Consider the following 25,527-nt stretch of genomic DNA (forward strand, 5'->3'; position numbering starts at 1 on the left):
ACAGCATCCTCTATTTACGATTATTTCTTAATTAGTCTGACCCGGTAAACGGCCTCAATAGCACTTAACTGGTCAATAATCACGGCGTCTTGCTTTTGTAAATGGTTGACGTCAATGATGGTGTAAGCCACTTTATCTTTAGCCGCGTTACTCATGTTTTCAATGTTGATGTTGGCATTGGCTAGGATCGTTGCAATTTGACCAACCATGTTAGGAATATTTTGGTGCATGACGGTGATTCGGTAAGGTGTGCCAAATGGAACTTGTAAATTGGGCAGGTTAACACTGCTTTGCACGTTACCGGTTTCCAGGAAGTTCATGATGGTTTCAGCACCTTGTACGGCGCCGTTGGTTTCTGCTTCGCCAGTTGAGCCACCAATGTGCGGGGTCACTACAACGTCTTTCCGGTTTAAAATTTCGTCACTGCCAAAATCAGTGAAGTAGCCTCTTGCCTGACCGCTGTCCAACGCTTTGAGCATTTCAGTATTGTTCACGATACCGCCACGAGCAAAGTTGAAGACTGTCACACCAGGTTTCATTGCCGCAAATTCTGCAGCACCAATCATGCCTGTCGTTTCCTCATTTTTAGGGACGTGAATGGTAACGTAATCAGCATTCTTCAGTGCTGCTGGTAATGTTTTAGCCCGGTGGATGTCAGTGGAGATCCGCCATGCGGCATCGGATGACAGATAGGGGTCATAAGCAATAACTTTCATGCCGAGCTGACTGGCCGCATTAGCGACTAACGAGCCGACGTGACCAACACCAATCACAGCCAAGGTTTTCCCTAATAGTTCTTGACCGCTGAACTTCGTTTTATCGTGTTCAGTCCGTTTTGAAATGTCAGCACCACTATTATGAGCAGCGTAATCAGCAGCTGCAAAGAGGTTTCGAGAGGCCGCAATCAGCATAGCAATCATGAGTTCTTTCACCGCGTTGGCGTTACTACCCGGAGTGGTGAAGACCGCCGTACCGTTTGCGGTTGCACGGTCAATAGGAACGTTATTGAAGCCAGCTCCGGCCCGAACGATAACTTTCAAACTGTTAGGTAAATCTTGCTCATGTAGGTTTACCGATCGAATTAGGTAAGCATCAGCATCATCAGTTTGATTGATCTGATAGTGGTCAGTAAACCGGTCCAGACCGGCTTTTGCAATTGCGTTGTACGTTTTAATCTGATACATGACAAGGCCTCCTATAAATTCTTTTCAAAATGATAAAGCTCATTGACCAATGCTTGCACACCTTCAAATGGCATGGCGTTGTAAAGACTGGCACGCAAACCGCCGACACTGCGGTGACCCTTTAGATTCAGCAAACCATGAGCGGTCAGATCATCGATAGCCGCTTGGTCAATTTTAGCATCACCCGTCATGAATGGTACGTTAGTGAGGGAACGGTCATCATGTTTGACGGGGTTGTTAAATAGTTTTGACTGATCCAAGAAATCGTAAAGTAAACTGGATTTTTTCTTATTGAGAGCTTCCATGGCTTCAATACCACCAATTTCTTTCAGCCATTTAAGGGTTAATCCCACGGCGTAGATGTTAAAAACGGGCGGGGTGTTTGGCATGGAGTTCTTTTTTGCAAACAGCTCGTAGTTAAAGACGCTTGGGATGTGATCTACATGTTTGATCAGTGCCTTTTTCACGATGACCAACGTAACACCTGCTGGGCCAAGGTTCTTTTGCACACCAGCAAAAATCAAGTCAAAATCAGTCACTTGATAGTGTTGCGCCATAATGTTGGAAGACATGTCAGCTACTAGGGGCGTACCGTTAGTTTGAGGCAGATCATGATAGGCGGTACCTTCAATGGTGTTGTTGGTGCAAATATGCAAGTAGTCATAGGTATCAGCAGGTAACGTTGAGGTTCGGGCGGGGAGCCTATCGTAATGGGTGCCCTTAGTAGAAGCCAGTGTGTCCACTTGATAACCTAAGTTAGCGGCTTCTTCACCGGCCTTAGCTGCCCAGTGACCACTATCTAGTAAAGCAATACGGTGGTGTTCAGTGGCTAGGTTCATCGGAACGGCTGCGAACTGACCGGTTCCGCCACCCTGAAAGAAGAGCACTTCATAATCGTCAGGAATACTCATGAGGTCGCGCAGATCCTGTTGTGCAGTATTGATGATATCGTCAAAAAGTGCTGATCTGTGGGAGATTTCCATAATGCTCATTCCCGTTCCTCGTAACGAGGGAAGTTCGCTTTGAATCTGGTTGATAACTTGGTCTGGTAACGTTGCTGGACCAGCGGCAAAATTATAAACTGTCATGAGATTTCCTCCAAATGATTTAAAAAATTAAAAACCCTCACAGTATTGACTGTGAGGGTGATTGTTTACAGTTATAGCGGCCTCACAGTTGAATTTAAATTCGTAAATTCATCTGTGTGAGACCAATTAAGACACGTCAAGATGGGCCTACACAGATGTGACTGTAGACCAGGAGAATGATACTGTTTGTGTGTTATTTAAGTTATTCAAATTGTTAGCCTCCCTTTCTTTAATTAAAATTTAACAGACGATAGAATACTTGTCAACGAAAATTTTATAACTAATAAGCGATAAACACGTAATGGAAGCGTTTTAATCTACTGATAGAATTTTTTTATAATTACACGGATGCTTTAAAGATTGGAATTACATGAGGATAATTGCTATTATGAAAACATTCATGAATTTTAAACCACTAACCATCTAGAAATGAGGGACAACTGCATGACTGAATTTTATTTTATCCGCCATGGGCAGACTGAGGCTAATGCTCTTGGTCTAAAACAGGGCACGATTAATTCTCAAATCACTTTGTTAAATGATAAAGGGAAAAAACAGGCACGGCATTTGCACGATGTGTTTGACATTGGCTTTGCTGATCAACTGATTGCCAGCCCATTGCACCGCACGCAAGAGACGGCGGCCATTCTCAATGCAACGGCGAAATTGCCTACGGAAACGGATGAACGGTTACTTGAAATCTCCTATGGTCAGTGGGACGGTTTAAAAAACCAGGCGTTACAAGCACAATATCCAGCTGTATTTGATCCGGTTCTACGTGACGTTTTACCCAGTTATACGGAGTATGCCACTGATGGTGAAACATTTGATCACGTGATAGCGCGCATCACCGACTTTATGACGGCCTATGCGAATCGTTCAGCGGATGGAAAATACATCGTGGTCACCCATGGATTTACTGTTAAAGCAGCCGTGTTAGCCGCTTTGCAGCCACGGGATGCGATGACACTGCCAGAGCCCGATAATACCAGCGTCACTAAAATTAGTTTAATTGATGGGCACTGTTACGTTTGGTTTTATAACCGATTATTATGAGCGTTAAAGGGACTTTATCATGTTATACCAGGTTTCACCAGCATGCGTAGAAGCTGAAACGCCCTCGTTGACATAGCCATTCCGTTCATAAAAAGGCACTAACTTTGCCAGACAGGTCAGCGTGATTGCTTCGCGGTTTTGAATGCGAGCTACATCTGCTAATTTCGTTAATAATTTACTGCCGAGACCCTTTCCACGTGCATCTTTGGCTACTGCAAGACTCAACACGGTTTGGTAACGATCCGTTGAGTTATTGGTCGTTAAGTGATCATAGAGGTCATCGGTAAGGTAGCGTTCGTTTGAAGCAGGACCAACCGCGTAGCCTAAGACTTGTGATCCCTGTGAGGCAACAATAAAAGTGTCGCTGATTTGCTCGATACGTTGCGCCATGCTGGTTCTGCTGGCGGCTTCGTCGGGAGTGAACCCCTGATTTTCAATGGTCATAATGGCATCAAGCTGGTTTGGTTTGGCGGGTTGAAATTTAAACATAGACATCCTCCGGGTAATATTAGAATTGAAAACAACGCTCTCATTATAAGTGAATCTTAGGACAAAAGAAAAGGCTGTGACATAAGGGTATATTGGTAAAAATTTCATCTGTTTTTTGGCTGAAAGACAACTTAAAGTTCGCTTTTACTCAATATTCTAATCTAGTCTAAAATGTTTCACAACTCAGGTTCTGGCCATTTAACACAAACAAAGCGTATTTCGGCAACTTTGCCGAAATACGCTTTGTTTGTGTTAAGCTCTGGAAACTACCAAGTTGTGTCACACTCGCTTGATAATCTAATCAGTTAGCATACAGCCAAACTCTTAACGTTAATAAATAAGCTTCGACTAGAGGGAAATCTTGTTTTCCTGGTAAAGAATCCTCTAAAACTTCGATGGTCTTTTGGGACCAGGGATGGATGCCCTTTTCATTTGAAATCAGTGCCAACTGTCCAGGCGTGAATAATTCTGCCAGTCCCAGTCGCTTTACTCTGCCATAGCGGTAACGCATGGCTAATGTCCAAAGGTAATCGTAAATTGATTGTTGTGCGGTAGTATCTAACGGAATGGTTTTAAGCAACGCATCTAATCGTTGTTCCAACTGCGTTTCTAATGCTGGATCCGAAATTGGTAAGTCAGTAACCAGTTGATGGGGTTTGGAAAGTGATTTTAAGAGGTCTAAAGCTGCCCGAAATAGGTAATTTTCCTGCCCGTAAACAGCTACTTGCTGATCAACGGAAGGGTCGACAACCAGGCCATAACGCGCCAAAAAGTCGGAAACCCAGTTCAGGTCGTGACGAATTGTGTCTGCGTCAGCGTTTAACGCTTGAGTGAGTTCTTCAAGAGGAACGTGCTTTGGGGCGTGGATAACGAGTAAAAGGGTTAAACGGGTAAGTCGTTCTGTGGTTTGTGGATCTTGATTTTTAATCATTTTTAAGCCTCCTTAATGACGTTAGTTTCACTTCTAATCTCAATGATTACAACTTAATCATCGCAGGTTAAAAGCCGGGTGTCAATCAGAAAGTAAACGGTTTCACTAAAGACGTGATTCAAATTGGTAAATACCAAAATTTAAATCAAATAAGGCGTATTCCGTTCGACGGAATACGCCTTATTGCTCACATTCAAAACGTGTTCAGGTAGGCAGAGACTTGCACATAAGCTAAGAAAACGACGATCAGGACAAAACCACCTGATCCCCGTTTTCTTAGCTTACGCTCCAATCTCTAGACGCCTACCTTCACACTCTACTGTTTAGCACTAGCAGACTGAGCATTTTTCACTAAAGCTGCGACAGTGTCAGAAGCGGTAAACAAAGTGACTTCGTGGCTTAAAGCCCGGGTTGTTAATTGCTTGGCCAGACTGCTTTCATCTTCAGTTGCGAGAACAAAAGCTAAGTTTTCGGGCCACTTTTGTCCCATCTGATAAACCTGGTGCGGATAGCCACCCGCATCAAGTGCTGCCATTAATTCAGTATTTTTAGCATCGTGTGGCGTAACCAAGATTGGTCCCACTTGGTCACTATCGAAATGGTAGCTGTCAAAGAATGCTTTATGAAGTGCTTCAGCTAAGGTCTTGCCGTGACCAAGATCTTCACCGGTTGATTTCATTTCTGGACTAAGTGCAGTTGGTGCACCCGGTAACTTAGCGAATGAGAAGACGGGTGCTTTCACATAAACACTATCTGGTTCTGGATACATTCCTGGCTGCAGGTCGATTTCGTCCAGTGATTTGCCAATGATCAATTGGGTTGCGAGCTGAGCCAAATGCATATGAGTAATTTTACTCATGAATGGCACGGTCCTTGAAGCCCGTGGATTCACTTCAATCACGTAAACTTGATCAGCGACGATAAACTGGATGTTCATCATACCGATGCAGTGGACGGATTTACCAATTTTAGTTGCGATTTGAACGATTTCGGCTTTTTGAGAAGTCGTTAACGTCTGTGGTGGGTACATGGCGATTGAATCACCTGAGTGGACACCAGCGCCTTCCAAATGTTCCATGATGCCTGGAATGAAGACTTGTTTACCATCACTGAGGATGTCAACTTCACATTCGGTACCCTTAATGTATTTATCAATTAAAATAGGTTCGCCATGGCTGTGCTTCAATGCTGGAACGAGGTAATCGTTAAGCTCGTCTTGATCATGAACGATTGCCATACCCTTGCCACCAAGGACGAAGCTTGGCCGTACTAAAACGGGGTAGCCTAGCTTGGTTGCAATTTCATGGGCACCTGGAATATCAGTTGCAGTGTCACCAGCAGGATGAGCAATGTTCTGATCAATCAGCAGATCTTCAAAATCGTGCCGATTTTCAGTTTGTTCAATGCCGGCCATGTTAGTTCCGAGGATTTTAACGCCACGATCAGTGAGCTGTTGAGTCAAATTAATCGCTGTTTGACCACCAAATTGAACGATAACACCGATGGGTTTTTCTAAGTTAACGATGTTCATGACTGAGTCAATGGTGAGGGGTTCAAAGTAGAGCTTGTCTGAAATTGAAAAGTCGGTTGAAACGGTTTCCGGATTGTTATTAATAATAATGGCATTATAACCGGCAGCCTGAAGCGCTTTGACCGAGTGAACGGTGGTGTAGTCAAATTCCACACCTTGACCGATCCGGATAGGGCCAGCACCTAGTACAATTACACTGTTGCCCAGTGGCTTACTTTCGTTTTCGTTACCAACCGTACTGTAAAAGTAGGGGGTAAAACTTTCAAATTCAGCAGCACAGGTATCAACCATTTTGTAGACTAAATGTTGATCGGTCATACTATGAAGTTTAGTTAATTCATCATCAGTAACGTTGGTGACGGCTTTGATCATGTCGTCATCAAAGCCCAGCTTTTGGGCTTTTAGAACCAAGCTAGAGGTTAACATACCAGTCATTAACTCTTTTTGCATGTTAATGATGTTGATTAATTTGGACAAGAAGAATTCATCAATTTTGGTTGAATCGTGCAGTTGTTCGATCGTTGCACCTTTGCAAATGGCTGCAAATAATTCAAATAAACGAATATCAGTTGGTGTTTTAATAGTTTCGAGTAAATCGTCAAGTGATTTATTTTTAGCATCATCCGGTAAAAGCGTGGTTTGCATCTGGGAGTCCAGCTCTAATGATTGAACTGCTTTTAAGAGGGATTCTTCAATGTTACTGCCAATTGCCATGACCTCGCCAGTGGCCTTCATTTGGGTGCCTAGTTTACGGTCGGCATGGTAGAACTTGTCGAAAGCAAAGCGCGGAATTTTGGCAACAACGTAATCTAACGCTGGTTCAAACATGGCGTAGGTCGTTTGTGTGATTGGATTAATGATTTCGTCCAGATTAAGGCCCACCGCAATTTTAGCCGCAATCTTAGCAATTGGATAACCCGTTGCTTTTGAGGCTAAGGCTGATGAACGGCTGACCCGAGGATTAACTTCAATCACGTAGTAGTGTTCGCTATAAGGATCCTGAGCTAATTGAACGTTGCAGCCACCTTCGATTTTAAGGGCGTTCACAATCGTCAGCGATGCGTCACGTAAGCGTTGATACTCTTTATCCGTTAGTGTTTGTGTTGGGGTAAAGACGATTGAATCACCGGTATGAACACCAACGGGATCGAAGTTTTCCATCCCAGCCACAATAATTGATGATCCCTTGTGATCGCGCATGACTTCAAACTCAATTTCTTTGTAACCAGCGATGCTCTTTTCAACCAAGCATTCGGTTTCTGGTGACATGGTTAAACCACGATTGAGTACCGTTTCCATTTCCGTATCGTTATGAGCAAAACCGCCACCAGTACCGCCGAGGGTGTACGCTGGCCGGATAATAACGGGATAACCAATTTCGTGGGCAAAATCTAACCCTGTTTTAAGGTCGTAAACCGTCTTCGAAGGTGGAATTGGTTGGTTGAGATCCTTCATTAAGTCTTTGAAGGCTTCACGGTCTTCAGCTTGGTTGATCGTATGCAGGTTAGTTCCTAAGAGCTCAATTCCCAGGTCAGCAAGAATACCCTTTTTAGCTAGTTCTACTGCCAGGTTAAGCCCAGTTTGACCACCTAAAGTTGGTAGGATAGCATCGGGTTTTTCCTTCTTCAAAATGGCAGTGACGCTGTCCAACGTCAAGGGTTCCAAGTAGACTTTATCGGCGATTTCGTCGTCGGTCATAATCGTGGCTGGGTTGGAATTGATCAGAACGGTGTCATAACCCTCTTCTTTTAAGCTTAAGCAGGCTTGACTGCCAGCATAATCAAATTCAGCAGCTTGGCCAATAACGATTGGACCAGAGCCGATAATGACGATTTTATTTAAATCTGTTCTTTTAGGCATGTTGTACTCCCCCATTCGTATGCATTGAACCAATGAATTTACTGAATAACCGCGTTGCTTCATGTGGTCCCGGTGCAGCTTCTGGGTGATACTGAACAGAAAAGACCGGTTTACCAGGGTAGCGCAATCCTTCGCAGGTTTGATCATTGATTTCAATGGCGGTAACTTCAAGGGGTGTTTCATCGACGGAATCAATATCAACGGCGAAACCGTGATTTTGTGAGGTGATAATGACTTCACCTGTCAGTAGGTTCTTAACGGGGTGGTTAATACCACGGTGTCCGAAGACCATCTTATAAGTGCGGGCGCCATTTGCCAGCGCCAAAAGCTGGTGACCCAGGCAGATACCAAATAGTGGGTAATGCTCCTGCAGTTCTCTAATAACGGGCAGGAAATCCGTGAATTCTTCGGGGTCTCCAGGGCCATTCGATAACAGGATGCCATCTGGATGCAAAGCTTCGATTGACTCGAAGTTAGCTTCTGGTGTGACCACAGTCACGTTAGCACCGAAGTTTCTCAGTGATTTAACAATGTTTGCTTTGACCCCGAAATCAACTAAGACAACGTGATCCGGATGCTCGTTTTCAGGGTGTGAGAAGGTCGCTGATTTAACCACCATATCCACGGCTTTAGTCTGGTTAAAACTGCTTTTAGACAGTGGCTGATTAGTCAAACTGGCTTTCATGGTACCGTGTTTCCTGATGATTTTTGTTAATTTACGAGTGTCAACACCAGTGATGCCTGGGACGCCAGACTTTTTTAAGAATTCATCTAACGTCATGACACTTTGATAATGAAAAACCGTCGTTGCAATTTCTTGCATGACAACGGCTGATGCAGCAATCGTTGGCGACTGATTAGCGTGAAGCGAAATGCCATAGTTACCAATTAATGGATAAGTAAAGGTGATGATTTGGTTCGTGTATGAGGGATCGGTGATGCTTTCTTGATAACCTACCATGCTGGTAGTGAAAACTAATTCACCCTTAATCTCTTTAGTGAGGTCACCAACAGCGGTGCCTACAAATTGTTCTCCGTTTTCCAGTGTTAAATATTTCTTCATGTTTGATAGCCTCCTCAATGACCGCCTCGCCGGACGGAGTTAATTGCTTTTTGTATAAGATAAGATTTTTATCGAGTATTGTCAAGTTGGTTTATACATAAAAACGGCTATTTTCAGTTAAATATAAGTTATTTAGGCTTTATATGAATACTTATAGAGATAAAACGCAACTTTATTTTATACATTCCCGAAAGATAGCTGTCTGACATTACTCAACAAAACCTTGATACAAAAAGGTTTACAACAAACTGTGGAAAAATCTAGAAAACGCCAATAGAACAGTGTTATGCAGAAAACTGAATATACAAAAGTTTTTTCTGAATATTTGTCAGTTGTTGCTATTGATTTTTTTAGATTTGAATTGATTTTAAACTAAATCTACGAATAAATCTAGTCAAAATCAGTTCTGATATTCGTTTTTAATTGAATATATCAGTTATGATCTCCATTATATTGTCTGCAAAACATAAAAAGACAAACTAATCACAAAACAAGGGTCGTTCACCAATTAGTGGTGAACGACCCTTGTTTTAAAACGATTTTACTAATAATAAATTACTTAGCATCCGCAGTCTTCAAGTTACCTTCAACAAACTTACGAATGTCAGCTTCAGATTCGGTCATGAATGGTTTCATTTGTTCCTCGGTCTTCATGGTATCGTGACCGTTGTGTTCCATGAGGTAATCCCAAATGGCGTCGCGAACTGGCATTTCTTCATCGCTCCAGTCAAAAGCGTCATTCATATTGTAATCCAAGAATAAAGTCTTATCTACTGATTCTGCCATATTGAATTCCTCCTTACAAACTACATTGTAGTCCTTTATTTCTGAGTGTTAAATTTTTTGCTTATGAATGAGATTAGACACATTAAATCATCTACTGGAAGCGTTTAGAAGATGATTAAATCGGGCTACAATCAATCATAATATTTAACAAAGCCGACTATTAGTGCTAACATAAAATTGTTAGGGTATCCTAACGTATGATTTTAAGACAATAAAGGGAGCGCGATTTAAATGGCTAACAAGTTAAGTAAAGAACAGCGTAAGGCATTGATCGAAAAGGCAGAGGAAGACCGTGCTAAGCACCCAAAGGCTAAGAGTGGCAAGTCAGGTTTCGCTACAATTGACGAAGCTGCTGAAAAGCTAGAAAACCAAAACTAATCAAAAACGGCTTTGGCTGTTTTCAAAAGAACAGTAAAAAGAACGTGATGGCAACCGATTGGCTGTGATCACGTTCTTTTTGTAGTTAGGCAGTTTTAACATCGACTAACCAGTTATCCTGAGTTGAATGGTTAGCTAGTTGATCACTTTGTTTAAGCAAGTCATTATTTCTTGTAATAATGGTGCCTTTAACGGGTGATTTTAAAGTTTCAACCGCTTTTGCGCCTTCCATTTCAAGCAGGTCATCATCGGGCTCCAATTGGTCATCTGGTGATGAAAAGTCCATAAAAGTGATATCACCTAGATCCTCATAAACTTGATCGGTCATCCCGATTCTGACGACACCTGGCTTGATTTCTTGATACCAAACGCCGTCTTTTTCTTTCGGTTCAAACTTAGCTGGTTTTCCACCAAACAAGTGTTTAATACTAGTGATTAATTTCGTCCAAAATGACATGACTATTCGCTCCCTCACATTTCGTTCATACAGTTAGTATACCGAGGTTTGTGAAAGAAAGAAAGCGATTCACGTTGGACTGGTATCGGCACCAGAAAAACCGTAAAATAGAAGTATCAAATATCAGTGAAAAAGGGGCAAACCTTATGTTCTTAATCGATACCAGTCGTGATGGCAAACCAGTCTATGATCCAATCGTCAATCAATCCCTTGATAATTATTTGATCAATGATCTCAAATTACCGGGGCATGGTCTCATCATGTACATTAACGAGCCTTCCGTGATTGTCGGGGTGAATCAAAATGTGTTTGCGGAGGTCAACGTACCATATTTACGCAAGAATAACATTGCGTTAGTCCGACGTACATCAGGCGGTGGTGCTGTTTATCATGATATGGGTAACTTGGTGTTCGAAAATATTGTGGTAGGGGAAACCGATGATGACGCTGAATGGGGGAACTACAGTGTCTTCGCTCAGCCAATTCTTGATGCGCTACACGAATTAGGAGCAACGGATGCCGTTTTACGTGGCAATTCCGACCTCGTGGTAAATGATCATAAGTTTACCGGTATGACCATGGTTAAGTCAGGCGATGCCTATGCTGCTGGCGGAACGCTGATGTATGACATGGATTTGGAGGCAGCTAGTCAGGCCTTACACCCGGTTGAAACGCGGATTAACGGTAAATGGGTCAAATCAAATCGAAGTAACATTGAAAATATTAAAGCTCACTTGGCACCAGAACATCAGCAGTTAACGAGTGAAGCCTTCAAGACTCAGTTGTTACTGAAGTTATTCCACGTAGAGCATTTAGAAGATATTGAAACTTATCATTTAACTGATCATGATTGGCAAATCATTGATGAACGGTTAGCCGAACAATATCGAACGAATGACTGGAATTTTGGTGCTAATCCCGGTTTTAACCGCTATCGGTTTAAGCAATTTGATGCAGGTACCGTTGCCCTTAATCTGATGGTTGACCAGCGGCAAATTATCAAGGTCGCTGTATACGGTGATTTACTTGATGATAAATTGGCCCGCAAGTTAGAAAGTCAGCTGACGGATGCCAGTCTAGATAAAGATGAATTACGAAAACGGCTCAGTAAGCGCTGGTTGCGTAAAGTACTGAGTGACGCGGATATTGAAACATTAGTTGATGAATTATTAATTGAAAAGCAGTAGGTGAATCATGGCAAAAGCAAAGTATCCAGTTGAAGAATATATCGGTGTGCCAGTTGAGCAGGATGATAGCGGTCAGTACGTTATCCGTGATGAATCAGATTTTCAACTGCATTCTTGGCGAACTGGTAGGCATACCAAGGGTAAATTGAAAGGAATCGGCCAGGTTTTTTTGACCGAGAATCATTTAACGGTAGCGGTGGTTGCCACCAAACCTGTGGCGTATAAGGACAGGCATGCCATTACAACGATGCAACGCTTCACCAGTGAGTTTGTTAGCGATGAGTTAATTCAGCTGGCAAAAACCAAACTTAAATAGTACAAAAAGGACTTCAACTCAAAAATGGCTGAAGTTCTTTTTGTATATATATTCATACTTGATTTACTTTACTTTTTAACGGCGATTGCTGAAACCTTGGGTAACTGATCAACAAACTGAAGGTAAGCTGCCTCTTCCGTGGTTTGCTGAATCGAGGCGGTTTCCGTTGTCACGTTAGCGTTATGAAGTTCTGCTTCATCAACGTCAATGAGGTGGGTCTCGGTGGCGTTACCCGTTAAATCGATCCAGTAGCGGTCATCGGCTTGGTGAACCTGAGTCTTAACTAAACCACCTGGATTGTAGACGGTGATTGTATGGTCAAATTCACCTAGATTAGGATGAACCATGGCAAACGCTAGACTAGTAGCTGACATACCGGTTCCACAGGCATTAGTAAAGCCAACGCCACGCTCATAGGTGCGAACAAATAACTGATTCTTCCCTAAGATTTGAGCGAAACTAACATTTACGCCATCAGGGAAATAGTCGTTGACGCCGTTTAAACGAGCGCCTAATTCACCTAAAACGTCACTATTCATGGTGGCTTCATCCACAAAACTGATCAGATGCGGATTAGGAACAGCGATGGCAGTGAAGTTTAATCCTGGCGCAAGTGCTGGTACTGGTTGGTCGATTAAGGCATCGTTACCCAAGTTGGTGAATGGAAAATCCGCTGGTTTGAACCGTACAGGAGAAATTTCCACGCTAAAAGCAGGTACTTCTGGCGCTAAGTCGTTTTGACGGCTAACTTGTAGATCAGCTGTTAGTGTTTCAACTTTAAACTGATTGGCATGGTTCTTTTCAGCCAGGTAACGTGAAACAGTTCGTAAACCATTACCGCACATTGAAGCTTCGCTGCCATCGGCGTTGATCACACGCATTTGACCCAAAACGTTTTCGTGTGACGATGAGTTGACCACTAGTACGCCGTCAGCACCGTCTAAAATACCCGTTTGGGGATTGGTAATCTGCTGAGCTAATGCGGTTAATTCAGCATCATTGAGCTGTTGGTCCAGGGTCGTTTGATCCAGTAAGAAAAAGTGATTTTCAGAACCGTGAACTTTTCGTAATTGCACCATAGTTTTTTACTCCTTATTTTTGCAGATAATCGTGTGGTTATTGTATCAGTCTTCAGTCAAAAAGTCTCTTGATTAAATCAATTTTTAACGGGTTCACTACTGAAAAAAGCATTATAGATCGACTTAACAGCTTCTTCCGCGTCTGCGCGACGGGTACCTAACATAATTGAGATGCGAGAAGCACCTTGGTTGATCATATGGACACCGATATCATGCTGAGCAAGTGGCTGAATGATTTGTTCAATGACACCCACTTTATTACGCATTCCTTCGCCGACCACCATGATGATAGCATAATCGTCAATCCACTCTAATGTATCGGGTTGGAGAACTTCGCGGATATCGTGGCACATGTTGTGGATGGTATCTTCATCAAACTGGGTTTTATCGAAAATAACGGTCAAGTCATCGATTCCAGAAGGCATATGTTCGTATGAGACGTTATATTTTTTGAATACTTGAAGTAATTTCAGAGTGAAACCAACTTCTTTGTTCAACAGGTAACGGTGCAAATATAGTGCAGCAAAGCGAGTAGAACTAGCGACACCAGTAATGGTTTGAGCTGGCTTGAAGTCCTTTTCTGGTACGATCAGTGTACCGGGTAGGTCTGGACGATTCGTATTTTTCACGTTAATGGGAATCTCGCCTTGAATAGCTGGAATAATGGCTTCATCGTGGAATACGGAAAAACCAGCGTATGACAGTTCTCGCATTTCCCGGTAGGTCATTCGGTGAATCGCCAGCGGATGATCGACTAGCTTAGGATTAGCAGCGTAGATAGCATCCACATCGGTGAAGTTTTCGTACAGATCAGCCTTTAAACCACGGGCGACGATGGCACCAGTGATGTCGGATCCGCCCCGTGAAAAAGTGGCAATCTGACCATTAGGGGTAAAACCGAAAAAGCCTGGGAAGACCAAGATAGTATCATCCACGTCAATGTGAGCTAAATGTGTGTAGGTTTCTGGTAGTACCGTGGCGTTATTGGGTTCATCACTAACAATGATGCCAGCTTCTTTAGGGTCGACAAAGCGGGCTTTGAGGCCTAAATGAGTCATAACGGTTGCCATTAAACGGGCATTCAAGCGTTCACCATGAGCTTTAAACGCGGCCATTAAGTAGTCGTCATCAGGATAATCGGTCGTGGGTAACTCGCTTAAGGCGTGCCAAATAGGCGCAAGTGCATCTTCAGTTAAACCAAAGTAGTCACCAATTGATTGATAACGGCTAAAAATTTGGTTAAAAATTTTACTGGTGTCTGCATGTTTAATCGTTAATTGTGCATATTTAATAAGCAGATCCGTGACCTTAATGTCACCATCATGACGTTTTCCTGGTGCTGAGGTAATAATGACCTGACGTTCAGGATCGGCTTTCATAATCGAAATTACTTTTTCAAATTGGGGTCCGTCGGCTAACGAACTGCCACCAAACTTAACGACTTTCACATCTAACACTCCTTGTCCGTTCTGCTTTTATCAGAAACGGTTAATAATTACATTGAATTCTAACAGTTTATTTTTCTTTGGCAAATTTTTTTTGATGGAAATGGGGGTGCTTTTGTGGGGCAATAGTAGGATGTGAATTTTTTTTGGATTAAGTTTTTTGGGGGGATGGAAGTGGCTGGAAAGGCTGTTTACTCTTACATCGCCTAATTGGGCTACACCGAGCAGAGACTTGCACCTAAGGGCACTCAGACACAAATCCAAACCCGGGATTTTTGCCCGAGTGCCCTTAGGCTCCAGTCTCTAACCGCTCGTTTCCACACCTTTTTTTAATTGGGTTCCACCGAGCAGAGAGCTGCATGTAAGCAGATAAGGCTAATAATCCAAGCCCGGGATTTTTAGCCTTATCCACTTACACTCCGCTCTCTAACCGCTCGTTTCCACACCTTTTTTTAATAACCCCTTGACTATCTTAGAAAACAATTATAAACTTTGATTAAATCGAAGAGGTTGCAACCGACATTAGTCAGTTCACTCAGTCACTGTTATGACTAAGAGGTGAACCAAAAGGGGACGTTGCCGAAGCGCTGAATGTTGCAGCATTCAGTTCGCTGGGACGTGATTCAATAAATCACGGACTGTCGCAGATATAACGTCTGCGGAGCGCTATCGAAATTGAGTCCATAATGAATAAGTCATTAACTGTGGGGTCCTTTTGTTTAGCGTAAACAAAAGGACCCTTTTCGTATAATCTATTATCTACCGGAGGGCATAACATGAGTGAGCAATTGACAAACGAACAGATCAACGAAGCAGGACATTTAACCATCGGTGGTGTCGATGCGGATGAATTAGCAACGAAGTACCAAACACCGCTAGCAGTTTACGATGTTTCTAAGATTCGTGATCAGATTCGACGTTTCAAATCAGTTTTTGAAGCAAACGGCGTGGACTACGCAGTTAGCTATGCCAGCAAAGCCTTTGCCGCGATTGCTATGTTCCAAGTGATTGACCAAGAACAGGGGCACATTGATGTAGTTTCCGGCGGTGAACTTTACACGGCCCTTCAGGCTGGGTTCCCAATGGCCCGTGTGAGCTTCCACGGTAATAACAAATCACGCGAAGAATTGGAAATGGCCGTTAAAAACCACGTGGGTGTCATTGTTTTAGATAACTTCCATGAAATTGAATTATTGGATCAAGTCCTTAAAGAACAGGACGCCAGTTCAGCAGTGATGCTCAGAATTACGCCGGGGATTTCAGCACATACCCACGAATACATTTCCACTGGTCAAGAGGACAGTAAGTTTGGCTTTGACTTGAAGTCAGGCCAAGCTGATGAAGCACTTCAAGAAGTTTTAGCGAACGAACGGATGAATATGTTAGGGATTCATGCCCATATTGGTTCTCAAATTTTTGAACTCAACGGGTTCCAAATGGCAGCGAAAAAGTTAGTTGAAATTGCAGCTAACTGGCACGATCAATACCAATATCAACCAGAGGTCATCAACGTTGGTGGTGGTTTCGGTATTCAATATACCAAGGATGATCATCCATTAGCTCCTGAAGATTTCGTGGATGCTATCGTTAAGACCATCAAGCAAAGTGCAGCAGATCAAAACCTGGACATGCCAGCTGTTTGGATCGAACCTGGTCGTTCAATTGCTGGCCCAGCCGGTTATAACTTATATACCATCGGCTCTCGTAAGGATGTGCCCGGCTTAACTTCGTATGTCACTGTAGATGGTGGTATGGGTGATAACATTCGACCAGCACTTTATCAAGCAGAGTATGAAGCGCTTTTGGTTGATCAGCCAACTGCAAAGCCAACTGAAACGGTGCACATTGCTGGTAAGTATTGCGAATCAGGCGATATCTTGATTGACCAGCAGCCGTTACCAGCAAGCAAGCCAGGTGACGTTCTCGCTATCTTGGATACTGGGGCATACGGATACTCCATGGCTTCCAACTATAACCGTAATCCAAGACCAGCCGTTGTCTTCGTGGAAAATGGTGAATCAACGCTGGTAGTTAAACGTGAAACGTACGCTGATTTGACGCGGTTAGATCAACCATTACCTGAATCATTTTAAAGAAAAACTTCCTATTTATAACTAATTTAAGAGAGATGAGGTTATCACATGGCACAATTAGACGCACAAGAAATTATTGATTACATTGGTAATGCACCAAAGAAGACCCCGGTTAAGGTTTATATTAAGGGTAATTTGGCTGATTTAAATGTTCCAGATAGCATTAAAGCCTTCATTGAAACTAAGACTGGCGTGCTGTTCGGTGACTGGTCGGATGTCAAAACTTTCCTTGACCAGCATCAAGCTGAAATTACGGATACGGAAATTGAAAACCAGACCCGTAATTCCGCTGTACCGTTGTTGGACATGAAAGAAATTAACGCTCGAATTGAACCAGGTGCCATTATTCGCGATCAAGTTTTGATTGGTAATAATGCCGTGATCATGATGGGTGCAACTATCAATATTGGTGCTGAAATTGGTGATGAGTCCATGATTGATATGGGTGCGGTTCTTGGTGGCCGAGCGATTGTTGGAAAACATTCTCACATTGGTGCCGGTACCGTTTTGGCAGGCGTCGTTGAACCTGCATCTGCTGAACCGGTCCGTGTTGACGATAACGTCCTGATCGGTGCCAACGCCGTGGTGATTGAAGGCGTGCACGTTGGTGAAGGTGCGGTGGTTGCAGCTGGCGCTGTGGTGACTAAAGACGTTGCACCGCATACCATGGTGGCTGGTGTACCAGCTAAGTTTATCAAGAACGTTGATCAGAAGACCGAATCGAAGACCGGTCTTGAAGACGATTTAAGAAAGTTGTGATGAGATGGCAGTTTTAACGGAAGATGCGTTAATCAAAATTCGTCGCGACTTGCATCAGATTCCTGAGTTGGCGTTAAACGAAGTGCAGACGGCAGCTTATCTGGAAAAAGTGATTACCAGTTTTAATCAGACCCATTTGGAAATTCGAAAGATTCCTGATTTGCCAACGGCACTGTTAGTACGAATTGAAGGCAGCGCACCAAAACGGACCCTGGGTTACCGAACTGACATTGACGCGTTGCCGGTTACTGAAGAAACGGGTCTCCCATTTGCTTCCAAGCATCCCGGTGTCATGCACGCGTGTGGGCACGATATTCACATGACGGTGGCGTTAGGTGTTTTGAGTTACTTTGCTGAACATCAGCCGACTGACAACATGATTTTCTTCTTCCAGCCAGCTGAAGAAAGTGAAAATGGCGGCAAGCTAGCCTATGAACTAGGGGTATTCAAAGGTCAGTGGCGACCCGATGAATTTTATGGGTTGCATGACAATCCGGACTTACCGGCTGGCGCGATTGGCTGCCGAATGGGAACTTTATTTGCTGGTACTACGGAAGTGAATATTGACCTTGAAGGTAAGGGCGGTCATGCTGCTTATCCGCAAGATGCTAATGATATGGTGGTGGCAGCAGCGGCTTTGATCAGCCAAGCTCAAACCATCATTTCCCGCAGCATTGACCCCATCGAGGGCGGTGTGATTACACTAGGTAAACTGGAAGCTGGTACGATTCGTAACGTGATTGCCGGTCACGCCCACATCGAAGGGACGATTCGTGGGTTGACGCAAGTCATGATCAAGCGTATTGACCAGCGTTTGCAAGACGTTGGTGAAGGGATTGCCAGAAGTTTTAACGCCAAGGTGACCGTGGGTTTGAATCAGGGCGGTTATCTACCGGTTGAAAATAATCCGGAACTGACCAAACGCTTCATTAAATATATGAAGGGAAATCCCGATGTTAACTTTGTCGAAACCGAACCTGCCATGACGGGTGAGGATTTTGGTTACTTGCTTTCCAAGATTCCTGGCACGATGTTCTGGCTGGGGGTTGAAGACGACTCACAGTTGCATTCAGCAACACTGAGTCCTAAAGAATCATCTATTGAAGCAGGTGTTAACGCCATTACCGGCTTTATGACCGCTAGAATGGCTGAATAATTAGACTGTAATCTGAATTGCTCAATAAAAAGGAGAACTATTATGACAACACTAGATAACGTAGATTTGATGACCGCGATTATTACCCCATTTGATGAAAACGACAACATTAACTATGATGCGTTGGAAAAGTTGACTAATCACTTGATTGATACTGGCAGCAAGGGCTTTGTTATCGGTGGGACGACTGGTGAAACACCGACGTTGACTCACGATGAAAAGATTGAATTATACACCCGTTTCGGTCAAATTATTGGTGGTCGTGTGCCCGTTATTGCCGGCACTGGTAGCAACAATACCCGTGAAACCGCAGCCTTAACCAAGGAAGTCAGCGAAATCCAAGGTGTCGATTACGAACTCGTCGTGGTACCTTACTACAACAAGCCAAGTCAACGCGGGATGATTGCTCACTTTACAGCAGTTGCAGATGCAGCTGAAAAGCCAATCATCATTTACAACATTCCTGGCCGTACTGGTGTAACCATGGCCAACGAAACGGTTGTAACATTGTCTCAGAACCCTAAGATTGCAGGTGTTAAGCAATGTACGTCAATTGAAGATATCGAATTTTTAGTTGAACACACCCCCGATGATTTCTATGTTTACAGTGGTGAAGATGCTCAGGCACTGTCTGCTCGCGTGGTTGGCGGTGCTGGTGTGATCTCCGTTGCGTCACACATCTACGGTGATCAGATTCGGGCAATGTACGATGCACTCTACGCTGGTGATTTGACTAAGGCTGGCGGTTTGAAGCGTCAATTAACACCAAAGATGGCCGCACTGTTCATGTTCCCATCACCATCACCCGTTAAGGCAGTTTTGAATGCCCAAGGCTATGGCGTTGGCGATTGCCGCTTACCAATTCAATCATTGAATGAGGAAGAATCTCGTCAATTAGCAGTGGCGTTAGGTATGGATGAAGACGCATTAGTAAAATAATAAGTGTGGTAGAACAAGGAGTTTTTTAAAATGATAAAAGTGTTAATTGCCGGTTTTACCGGTGCCATGGGTCAAAAAGCGGTTCACCTAGTTCAAGAAAGTGACGGTTATGAATTAGTCGCTGGTTTCGCTGCTGATGTGACTTCCAAGGATCCTAAGGACTATGATTTGCCAGCCGGGGTTGCCATCTATGGTGATTTGAACGAGATTCAAACCGATGCTGACATTTGGATCGACTTTACATTACCAAGCGCGGTATACGCCAACACCAAATTTGCGATTGAACACGGGATTCACCCCGTTATCGGGACAACTGGATTAACGGATGATCAAGTAAGTGAATTGCAGGAGTTAGCTAATGCTAAGCATTTAGGTGGTTTGGTCGCACCTAACTTTGGTATGTCAGCTGTGTTATTGATGAAGTTTGCCAAGGAAGCAGCCAAGTACTTCCCAGACGTTGAAATCATTGAAATGCACCATGACAACAAAGCGGATGCGCCATCAGGAACGGCTCTAAGCACAGCTAAACTGATCGATGAAGTTCGCCCAGAACATGAACAGGGAAATCCTAACGAAACAGAGAGTTTGTCAGGTGTCCGTGGTGGTGATTATCACGGGATCCATATTCATGCGGTTCGCTTACCCGGTTACGTTGCTCATGAACAAGTTTTGTTTGGCGGCCCAGGTGAAGCATTAACCATTCGCCAAGATTCCTTTGACCGTCAATCCTTCATGACCGGCGTTAAGGTCGCCATGGATCACGTCCTCGACTTGAAACAGTTAGTTGTTGGACTTGAAAACGTACTTTAATTAATAAAAAAATGGAGTGACATTATGCCTCAATTAGCTAGTGATTTAAGTCAGCAAGTCAATCAAAGATTAAACCAAGTTGGACCTTCCGGCATTCGGGAAGTTGCCCAAAAATTCTCAACCATTCCAGGACTCATTCAACTCACCCTGGGAGAACCAGATATGGACGTTCCGGAACACGTTAAGCAAGCAGCCATTAAGAGCATTCAAGACAATGATTCACATTACTCGCCACAGAAGGGGACCATGTATCTGCGGGAAGGTATTCATCATTATCTGATGGCAAGTCAGGGTTTGGATTACGATCCCAATACTGAAATTATTGCAACTGTAGGGGCCACTGAAGCCGTTTGTGCCTCACTGTTCACCATTTTAAATCCTGGTGACAAAGTGGTGATCCCGACACCAGCGTTTGCCCTGTACTTCCCGCTAGTGACGATTGCTGGAGCAACCACGGTTCAAGTTGATACCTCGGACAGTGACTTTGTTTTGACACCAGAGCGGTTGGAAAAAGTGCTGGATCAAGAAGGTGATTCAGTGAAAGCTGTTTTACTGAACTATCCAGGTAATCCAACTGGGGTTGAATATCCCAAATCAATGATTGAAGGCTTAGCTAAAGTCATTGCTGATCACCATTTGTTTGTGATTGCTGATGAAATTTACAGTGAACTGACTTATGGTGTTGATCACTACTCGATTGCTAACGTCATTCCAGAGCGGACGATTTTGATTAATGGCCTTTCGAAGTCCCACGCCATGACTGGTTATCGTATGGGCTACATGGCTGGTCCGGCTGAACTAATTGCGAATGCAACCAAGATGCACGCTTTCATGGTGACTTCACCATCGAACCCAGCACAGGCTGCCGCGGCTGAAGCACTGCATAACGGTCTGCAAGATCCCGTTGAAATGCGGAAAGTTTATCAAAAACGCCGTGACTTCGTTCAAAATGCGATGGATGACATGGGACTATCAATGGCGACCCCATCTGGTGCGTTCTACGCCTTTGTTAAAATTCCAGCTAGCTACGGCAAAGATGATGTGAAGTTTGCGTACGATTTGGCTGAGCAGGGCAAAGTCGGTGGTGTACCGGGCAGTGCCTTTGGTGCCGGCGGTGAAGGCTATATTCGTTTCTCATATGCGGCTTCTGATGAAGATTTGACGGAAGCAATGAAACGGCTAAAAGCTTTTTTAGCTGATAAAGCCTAGCACTTGACTAATTGTGCAAAATACAGTTTAATGCAATTATTAAAAACTAATTTGAAAATATGCGTGATGAAAACGAGGGATATCTGATGAGTGAGAAACTACGAGTAGGGATTATTGGTGCAACAGGTATGGTTGGTCAGCGATTTATCAAGATTTTGGCTGACCATCCCTGGTTTGAGATTGCTTTAGTTGCGGCTAGTGCGCACAGTGCGGGCAAAACTTATGCCGAAGCTGTTAAGGGCCGTTGGAAGATGGAAGGCGATGTTCCTGAACAAGTGAAGGACATGGTGCTTCATGATGCAGCCAATGTTGACGAAATTGCACCTCAAGTCGATTTCATTTTTAGTGCCATCAAATTAGATAAGGCCGACACCCGTAAGTTGGAAGAAGCTTATGCAAAGGCTGAAACGCCAGTTGTTTCAAACAACAGCGCGCACCGTTGGACACCTGATGTGCCAATGGTGATTCCAGAAATTAATCCGGATCATACGGATGTCATCAAGTATCAACGGGAACGCTTAGGGACTAGTCGCGGTTTTGTCGCCGTTAAGCCTAACTGTTCGATTCAAAGTTATACGCCAGCACTATCAGCCTGGCGTCAGTTTGAACCTACTCAAGTGATTGCTACGACTTACCAGGCTATCTCTGGTGCCGGTAAAACCTTCAAGGATTGGCCAGAAATGGAAGGCAATGTGATTCCTTACATTGCTGGTGAAGAAGCTAAATCAGAGGGCGAACCCCTGAAAATTTGGGGCCACGTTGATGACGAAAAGAAGGCCATTGTGCCCGCTGATGATACTGTGATCACTTCTCAATGTATCCGAGTGCCAGTATTATATGGGCATACTGCTGCAGCATTCGTTAACTTCCGCAAGAACCCAACTAAGCAGGATCTAATCGATGCACTGGAAAGCTATACTGGTGAACCGCAACGTTTGGGTCTGCCAAGCGCGCCAAAGCAGTTTATCCGCTACATGACTGAAGATGACCGTCCGCAAGTTCGCTTGGATGTGAACTACGAACACGGTATGGGAATTTCTATCGGTCGGCTTCGCGAAGATAAAATCTTTGATTGGAAGTTCGTTGGTCTGTCTCATAACACAGCTCGTGGGGCAGCTGGCGGTGCCGTTGAATGTGCTGAATTATTAAAGGCACAGGGTTACATTACAGCTAAATAAACAGAGTGTGAAAACAAGCGTTTAGAGAGTAGAGAATAAGGCATAGACGACGGAAATCCCGGTTTTGGATTTCTGTCATCTATGCCTTATTCTCTACTCTCTGCTTGTTTGAGCACGTTTCAAAAACAGAGTGTGAGGAGGAGCGCTTAGAGACTGGAGCGTAAGTAGCTTATGGTGGGAATCCCGAACTTGGATTTGTACCATGAGTTGCTTACGTGCAAGTCTCTGTTCTCAAGAGCACGTTTCAAAAACAGAGTGTGAGGAGGAGCGCTTAGAGACTGGAGCGTAAGTAGCTTATGGTGGGAATCCCGAACTTGGATTTGTACCATAAGTTGCTTACGTGCAAGTCTCTGCTCCCAAGAGTACGTTTCAAAAACAGAGTGTGAGGAGGAGCGCTTAGAGACTGGAGCGTAAGTAGCTTATGGTGGGAATCCCGAACTTGGATTTGTACCATAAGTTGCTTACGTGCAAGTCTCTGCTCCCAAGAGCACGTTTCAAAAAACAGAGTGTGAAGCCAGTTTAGTCTAGATTAAAGCATTGAACAAAGGTAAATTTTAAATGGTATTTCAGTTAAAAAACCAGATAAAGCTTTAATCAATATAGGCTTATATCACAGTCCTCTTTCGTTTTATTAAAATTTAATTTTCCTGATTACCGTAATTAACATTAGCGCCAGTATTCTGTTAAACTGGAAGAAGACTATTTCGAAAGGAACTGAAATTCATGAAGCCGCAGACCATATTAAAATCCCAGTTCGGATATGACAGCTTTCGTACCGGCCAAGAAGAAGTCATTAACGATGTGCTGGGACATCGAAACGTGCTGGCAATTATGCCGACTGGTGGTGGTAAATCACTTTGTTACCAGATTCCGGCACTCATGTTAGATGGGGTTACGCTGGTGGTGTCACCACTAATCTCACTAATGAAAGATCAGGTTGATGCGTTAAATGAAAATGGGATTGCGGCAACCTTCATCAATAGTTCACTGGACTATGACCAGATCAATCAGCGTTTCAATGATGCCGCAAACGGTGACGTTAAACTACTATATGTTTCCCCAGAACGGCTGGATTCGGGTTACTTGAACCGGCTAGCAGAGCTCCCAATTGATTTGGTAGCTATTGATGAGGCCCATTGTATTTCTCAGTGGGGGCATGATTTTCGGCCGAGTTACTTGAATCTGGCGCAAACGATTCAGCAGTTACCCAGTCAACCAACGATTATTGCGTTAACGGCTACCGCGACGCCAATTGTGGCAAAAGACATTTGTCAGCGATTAGGTTTAGCGGAAGAGGTCAAAACCGGTTTTTCACGGCCCAATCTAGCTTTTAAAGTAATCAAGCACCAGGATAACGACAAATATCTGGTGGATTATTTAAAGCAAAATGCCGGTCAATCCGGTATTGTTTACGCAAGTACCCGTAAAGAAGTTGAACGGTTAACTAAGTTATTAAATAAAAAACACATCGACGCAACGATGTATCATGGTGGTCTTTCTAAGGAAGTTCGTCGCCAAAATCAAGAAGACTTTCTTTATGATCGGGTACCCGTCATGGTCGCCACCAACGCGTTTGGTATGGGGATCGATAAAAGTAACGTTCGGTTCGTGATTCACGCACAGGTTCCAGGCAGCCTTGAATCATACTATCAGGAAGCTGGCCGGGCAGGTCGAGACGGCTTGCCAAGCGAAGCAATTTTACTCTTTCGACAGTCGGACGTGTCGATTCAGCATTTCTTGATCGATCAGTCTGAGCGAGACGATGCGGGTAAGAAGCGGGAATACGAAAAGCTACAGGACATGACGCAGTATGCTAATACGCAAGAATGCCTGCAACGATTTATCTTAAATTACTTTGGTGAAGAGGGCACTGATTGCGGGCAATGTTCGAATTGTCTGGATGATCGTGAAGAACAAGACATTACCGTTGATACTCAAAAAGTACTGTCTTGCGTTAAGCGGATGAACGAACGGTTCGGGAAAATCCTTGTGGCGCAAGTGCTAACGGGTTCCAGCGTGGCACGGATCAAAGAGTTTCACTTTGACCAGCTGACCACGTACGGCATCATGAAGGGTTCGTCACAGAAGTCGGTAGCAGAGCTAATCGATTTTCTGACGGCTGCTGGTTATTTGGTAGCGGAAGGCGGTCAGTATCCAGTACTGCGTGTGAGTGATAGTGGGGTAGCTGTGCTGCAGGGAAAGCAGAAAGTTTACCGGAAAGTTGCCGTGCAAGCAACGCACGTCTTACCACAAAACGATGATCTCTTCGAACGCCTGCGGGCTATTCGTCGAGAATTTGCTAAGAAGCAGGGCGTACCGCCATTCGTGATTTTTTCGGATAAAACGCTTCGTGATATGTGTGCAGTGATGCCGCAAAACGAAGAAGAGATGCTGACGGTCAGCGGTGTTGGTGAAAGTAAACTGGCTAAATATGGTGCTGCTTTTCTGAAGGAATTAAAGGCTGATAATGAGTTAAAGGTGGATTAGCTAAAAAGAGAGTTATCGTAAATTTGTATTGATAAAAATGTTATCT

The 25,527-nt window shown here is 43.8% G+C and carries 22 protein-coding genes and 1 riboswitch; of the genes, 12 read left to right on the top strand and 10 right to left on the bottom strand.

Annotated elements, in window-relative coordinates:
* Positions 1-20 precede the first annotated feature (20 nt).
* Together CES82_RS02335 and serC are read right to left on the bottom strand one after the other, a co-directional pair.
* Complete coding sequence (locus tag CES82_RS02335; protein ID WP_098823722.1) at positions 21-1,184, bottom strand: phosphoglycerate dehydrogenase; 1,164 nt, start codon at positions 1,182-1,184, stop codon at positions 21-23.
* An 11-nt stretch (positions 1,185-1,195) separates the two neighbouring features.
* Positions 1,196-2,272 carry a 3-phosphoserine/phosphohydroxythreonine transaminase gene (serC, locus tag CES82_RS02340; RefSeq protein WP_098823723.1) on the bottom strand — a complete coding sequence of 359 codons (1,077 nt, stop codon included), beginning with the start codon at positions 2,270-2,272 and terminating at the stop codon, positions 1,196-1,198.
* 444 nt (positions 2,273-2,716) lie between these two features.
* On the opposite strand from serC, the gene CES82_RS02345 reads away from it, so the two are divergent.
* A complete protein-coding gene (locus CES82_RS02345) occupies positions 2,717-3,328 on the top strand; it encodes a histidine phosphatase family protein (RefSeq protein ID WP_098823724.1) in 612 nt (203 codons plus the stop codon).
* A 3-nt stretch (positions 3,329-3,331) separates the two neighbouring features.
* On the opposite strand, the gene CES82_RS02350 is transcribed toward CES82_RS02345, so the two are convergent.
* From CES82_RS02350 to CES82_RS02370, 5 genes are all read right to left on the bottom strand, one after another.
* Positions 3,332-3,817: a GNAT family N-acetyltransferase gene (locus CES82_RS02350; RefSeq protein ID WP_098823725.1), complete on the bottom strand. Its 486-nt coding sequence runs from the start codon at positions 3,815-3,817 to the stop codon at positions 3,332-3,334.
* A 301-nt stretch (positions 3,818-4,118) separates the two neighbouring features.
* Complete coding sequence (locus CES82_RS02355; protein ID WP_098823726.1) at positions 4,119-4,748, bottom strand: BglG family transcription antiterminator; 630 nt, start codon at positions 4,746-4,748, stop codon at positions 4,119-4,121.
* A gap of 316 nt (positions 4,749-5,064) precedes the next feature.
* The gene (gene carB / locus CES82_RS02360; protein WP_098823727.1) at positions 5,065-8,139 is read right to left on the bottom strand and encodes a carbamoyl-phosphate synthase large subunit; all 3,075 of its coding nucleotides are present in this window, start codon (positions 8,137-8,139) and stop codon (positions 5,065-5,067) included.
* A complete protein-coding gene (locus tag CES82_RS02365; RefSeq protein ID WP_098823728.1) occupies positions 8,132-9,202 on the bottom strand; it encodes a carbamoyl phosphate synthase small subunit in 1,071 nt (356 codons plus the stop codon). Before CES82_RS02365 ends, carB begins: the two co-directional genes overlap by 8 nt.
* Before the next feature lie 555 nt (positions 9,203-9,757).
* On the bottom strand, positions 9,758-9,988 hold the full coding sequence (locus CES82_RS02370; RefSeq protein ID WP_098823729.1) for a P8 family protein: 231 nt from the start codon (positions 9,986-9,988) through the stop codon (positions 9,758-9,760).
* Between the two features lie 231 nt (positions 9,989-10,219).
* Between CES82_RS02370 and CES82_RS12425 the strand changes: the two genes are divergently transcribed.
* Positions 10,220-10,366 (top strand): hypothetical protein, encoded by a 147-nt coding sequence (locus CES82_RS12425; protein ID WP_089088279.1) that lies wholly within the window; start codon positions 10,220-10,222, stop codon positions 10,364-10,366.
* Positions 10,367-10,451: 85 nt separating this feature from the next.
* On the opposite strand, the gene CES82_RS02380 is transcribed toward CES82_RS12425, so the two are convergent.
* Positions 10,452-10,823, bottom strand: coding sequence for a glycine cleavage system H family protein (locus tag CES82_RS02380; RefSeq protein ID WP_098823730.1), 372 nt, complete (start codon positions 10,821-10,823; stop codon positions 10,452-10,454).
* A 146-nt stretch (positions 10,824-10,969) separates the two neighbouring features.
* Between CES82_RS02380 and lplA the strand changes: the two genes are divergently transcribed.
* Positions 10,970-12,010 carry a lipoate--protein ligase gene (gene lplA / locus CES82_RS02385; protein ID WP_098823731.1) on the top strand — a complete coding sequence of 347 codons (1,041 nt, stop codon included), beginning with the start codon at positions 10,970-10,972 and terminating at the stop codon, positions 12,008-12,010.
* Positions 12,011-12,017: 7 nt separating this feature from the next.
* Positions 12,018-12,326 (top strand): DUF7671 family protein, encoded by a 309-nt coding sequence (locus CES82_RS02390; protein WP_098823732.1) that lies wholly within the window; start codon positions 12,018-12,020, stop codon positions 12,324-12,326.
* A gap of 68 nt (positions 12,327-12,394) precedes the next feature.
* On the opposite strand, the gene dapF is transcribed toward CES82_RS02390, so the two are convergent.
* On the bottom strand, positions 12,395-13,405 hold the full coding sequence (gene dapF / locus CES82_RS02395; protein ID WP_098823733.1) for a diaminopimelate epimerase: 1,011 nt from the start codon (positions 13,403-13,405) through the stop codon (positions 12,395-12,397).
* A gap of 77 nt (positions 13,406-13,482) precedes the next feature.
* Positions 13,483-14,853 (bottom strand): aspartate kinase, encoded by a 1,371-nt coding sequence (locus tag CES82_RS02400; protein ID WP_098823734.1) that lies wholly within the window; start codon positions 14,851-14,853, stop codon positions 13,483-13,485.
* 494 nt (positions 14,854-15,347) lie between these two features.
* Positions 15,348-15,527, top strand: a riboswitch (Lysine riboswitch).
* 99 nt (positions 15,528-15,626) lie between these two features.
* Here CES82_RS02400 and lysA point away from each other — a divergent pair.
* The 8 genes from lysA (at position 15,627) to recQ (ending at position 25,481) form a co-directional block, all read left to right on the top strand.
* Complete coding sequence (lysA, locus tag CES82_RS02405; RefSeq protein ID WP_098823735.1) at positions 15,627-16,943, top strand: diaminopimelate decarboxylase; 1,317 nt, start codon at positions 15,627-15,629, stop codon at positions 16,941-16,943.
* A gap of 48 nt (positions 16,944-16,991) precedes the next feature.
* Positions 16,992-17,702 carry a 2,3,4,5-tetrahydropyridine-2,6-dicarboxylate N-acetyltransferase gene (gene dapD / locus CES82_RS02410; RefSeq protein WP_098823736.1) on the top strand — a complete coding sequence of 237 codons (711 nt, stop codon included), beginning with the start codon at positions 16,992-16,994 and terminating at the stop codon, positions 17,700-17,702.
* A gap of 4 nt (positions 17,703-17,706) precedes the next feature.
* Complete coding sequence (locus tag CES82_RS02415) at positions 17,707-18,858, top strand: N-acetyldiaminopimelate deacetylase (RefSeq protein ID WP_098823737.1); 1,152 nt, start codon at positions 17,707-17,709, stop codon at positions 18,856-18,858.
* Between the two features lie 42 nt (positions 18,859-18,900).
* The gene (dapA, locus tag CES82_RS02420; RefSeq protein ID WP_098823738.1) at positions 18,901-19,797 is read left to right on the top strand and encodes a 4-hydroxy-tetrahydrodipicolinate synthase; all 897 of its coding nucleotides are present in this window, start codon (positions 18,901-18,903) and stop codon (positions 19,795-19,797) included.
* Positions 19,798-19,827: 30 nt separating this feature from the next.
* A complete protein-coding gene (gene dapB / locus CES82_RS02425; RefSeq protein WP_098823739.1) occupies positions 19,828-20,607 on the top strand; it encodes a 4-hydroxy-tetrahydrodipicolinate reductase in 780 nt (259 codons plus the stop codon).
* 24 nt (positions 20,608-20,631) lie between these two features.
* Positions 20,632-21,816 (top strand): aminotransferase class I/II-fold pyridoxal phosphate-dependent enzyme, encoded by a 1,185-nt coding sequence (locus CES82_RS02430; protein ID WP_098823740.1) that lies wholly within the window; start codon positions 20,632-20,634, stop codon positions 21,814-21,816.
* Positions 21,817-21,902: 86 nt separating this feature from the next.
* Positions 21,903-22,994 carry an aspartate-semialdehyde dehydrogenase gene (gene asd / locus CES82_RS02435; protein WP_098823741.1) on the top strand — a complete coding sequence of 364 codons (1,092 nt, stop codon included), beginning with the start codon at positions 21,903-21,905 and terminating at the stop codon, positions 22,992-22,994.
* A 723-nt stretch (positions 22,995-23,717) separates the two neighbouring features.
* Positions 23,718-25,481 (top strand): DNA helicase RecQ, encoded by a 1,764-nt coding sequence (gene recQ / locus CES82_RS02440; RefSeq protein ID WP_098823742.1) that lies wholly within the window; start codon positions 23,718-23,720, stop codon positions 25,479-25,481.
* The last annotated feature ends 46 nt before the right edge of the window (positions 25,482-25,527 follow it).

Source organism: Secundilactobacillus silagincola (assembly GCF_002583405.1).
Classification (GTDB): Bacteria; Bacillota; Bacilli; order Lactobacillales; family Lactobacillaceae; genus Secundilactobacillus; species Secundilactobacillus silagincola.

Excerpts from the sequence above, each read along its gene's own strand:
- CES82_RS02345 (WP_098823724.1), top strand. The coding sequence starts at position 2,717 with ATGACTGAATTTTATTTTATCCGCCATGGGCAGACTGAGGCTAATGCT.
- dapA (WP_098823738.1), top strand. The coding sequence starts at position 18,901 with ATGACAACACTAGATAACGTAGATTTGATGACCGCGATTATTACCCCA.
- CES82_RS02355 (WP_098823726.1), bottom strand. The coding sequence starts at position 4,748 with ATGATTAAAAATCAAGATCCACAAACCACAGAACGACTTACCCGTTTA.
- CES82_RS02430 (WP_098823740.1), top strand. The coding sequence starts at position 20,632 with ATGCCTCAATTAGCTAGTGATTTAAGTCAGCAAGTCAATCAAAGATTA.
- CES82_RS12425 (WP_089088279.1), top strand. The coding sequence starts at position 10,220 with ATGGCTAACAAGTTAAGTAAAGAACAGCGTAAGGCATTGATCGAAAAG.
- CES82_RS02365 (WP_098823728.1), bottom strand. The coding sequence starts at position 9,202 with ATGAAGAAATATTTAACACTGGAAAACGGAGAACAATTTGTAGGCACC.
- serC (WP_098823723.1), bottom strand. The coding sequence starts at position 2,272 with ATGACAGTTTATAATTTTGCCGCTGGTCCAGCAACGTTACCAGACCAA.
- CES82_RS02415 (WP_098823737.1), top strand. The coding sequence starts at position 17,707 with ATGGCAGTTTTAACGGAAGATGCGTTAATCAAAATTCGTCGCGACTTG.
- carB (WP_098823727.1), bottom strand. The coding sequence starts at position 8,139 with ATGCCTAAAAGAACAGATTTAAATAAAATCGTCATTATCGGCTCTGGT.
- asd (WP_098823741.1), top strand. The coding sequence starts at position 21,903 with ATGAGTGAGAAACTACGAGTAGGGATTATTGGTGCAACAGGTATGGTT.
- lysA (WP_098823735.1), top strand. The coding sequence starts at position 15,627 with ATGAGTGAGCAATTGACAAACGAACAGATCAACGAAGCAGGACATTTA.
- recQ (WP_098823742.1), top strand. The coding sequence starts at position 23,718 with ATGAAGCCGCAGACCATATTAAAATCCCAGTTCGGATATGACAGCTTT.
- CES82_RS02335 (WP_098823722.1), bottom strand. The coding sequence starts at position 1,184 with ATGTATCAGATTAAAACGTACAACGCAATTGCAAAAGCCGGTCTGGAC.
- CES82_RS02380 (WP_098823730.1), bottom strand. The coding sequence starts at position 10,823 with ATGTCATTTTGGACGAAATTAATCACTAGTATTAAACACTTGTTTGGT.
- dapB (WP_098823739.1), top strand. The coding sequence starts at position 19,828 with ATGATAAAAGTGTTAATTGCCGGTTTTACCGGTGCCATGGGTCAAAAA.
- CES82_RS02350 (WP_098823725.1), bottom strand. The coding sequence starts at position 3,817 with ATGTTTAAATTTCAACCCGCCAAACCAAACCAGCTTGATGCCATTATG.
- lplA (WP_098823731.1), top strand. The coding sequence starts at position 10,970 with ATGTTCTTAATCGATACCAGTCGTGATGGCAAACCAGTCTATGATCCA.
- dapD (WP_098823736.1), top strand. The coding sequence starts at position 16,992 with ATGGCACAATTAGACGCACAAGAAATTATTGATTACATTGGTAATGCA.
- CES82_RS02370 (WP_098823729.1), bottom strand. The coding sequence starts at position 9,988 with ATGGCAGAATCAGTAGATAAGACTTTATTCTTGGATTACAATATGAAT.
- dapF (WP_098823733.1), bottom strand. The coding sequence starts at position 13,405 with ATGGTGCAATTACGAAAAGTTCACGGTTCTGAAAATCACTTTTTCTTA.
- CES82_RS02390 (WP_098823732.1), top strand. The coding sequence starts at position 12,018 with ATGGCAAAAGCAAAGTATCCAGTTGAAGAATATATCGGTGTGCCAGTT.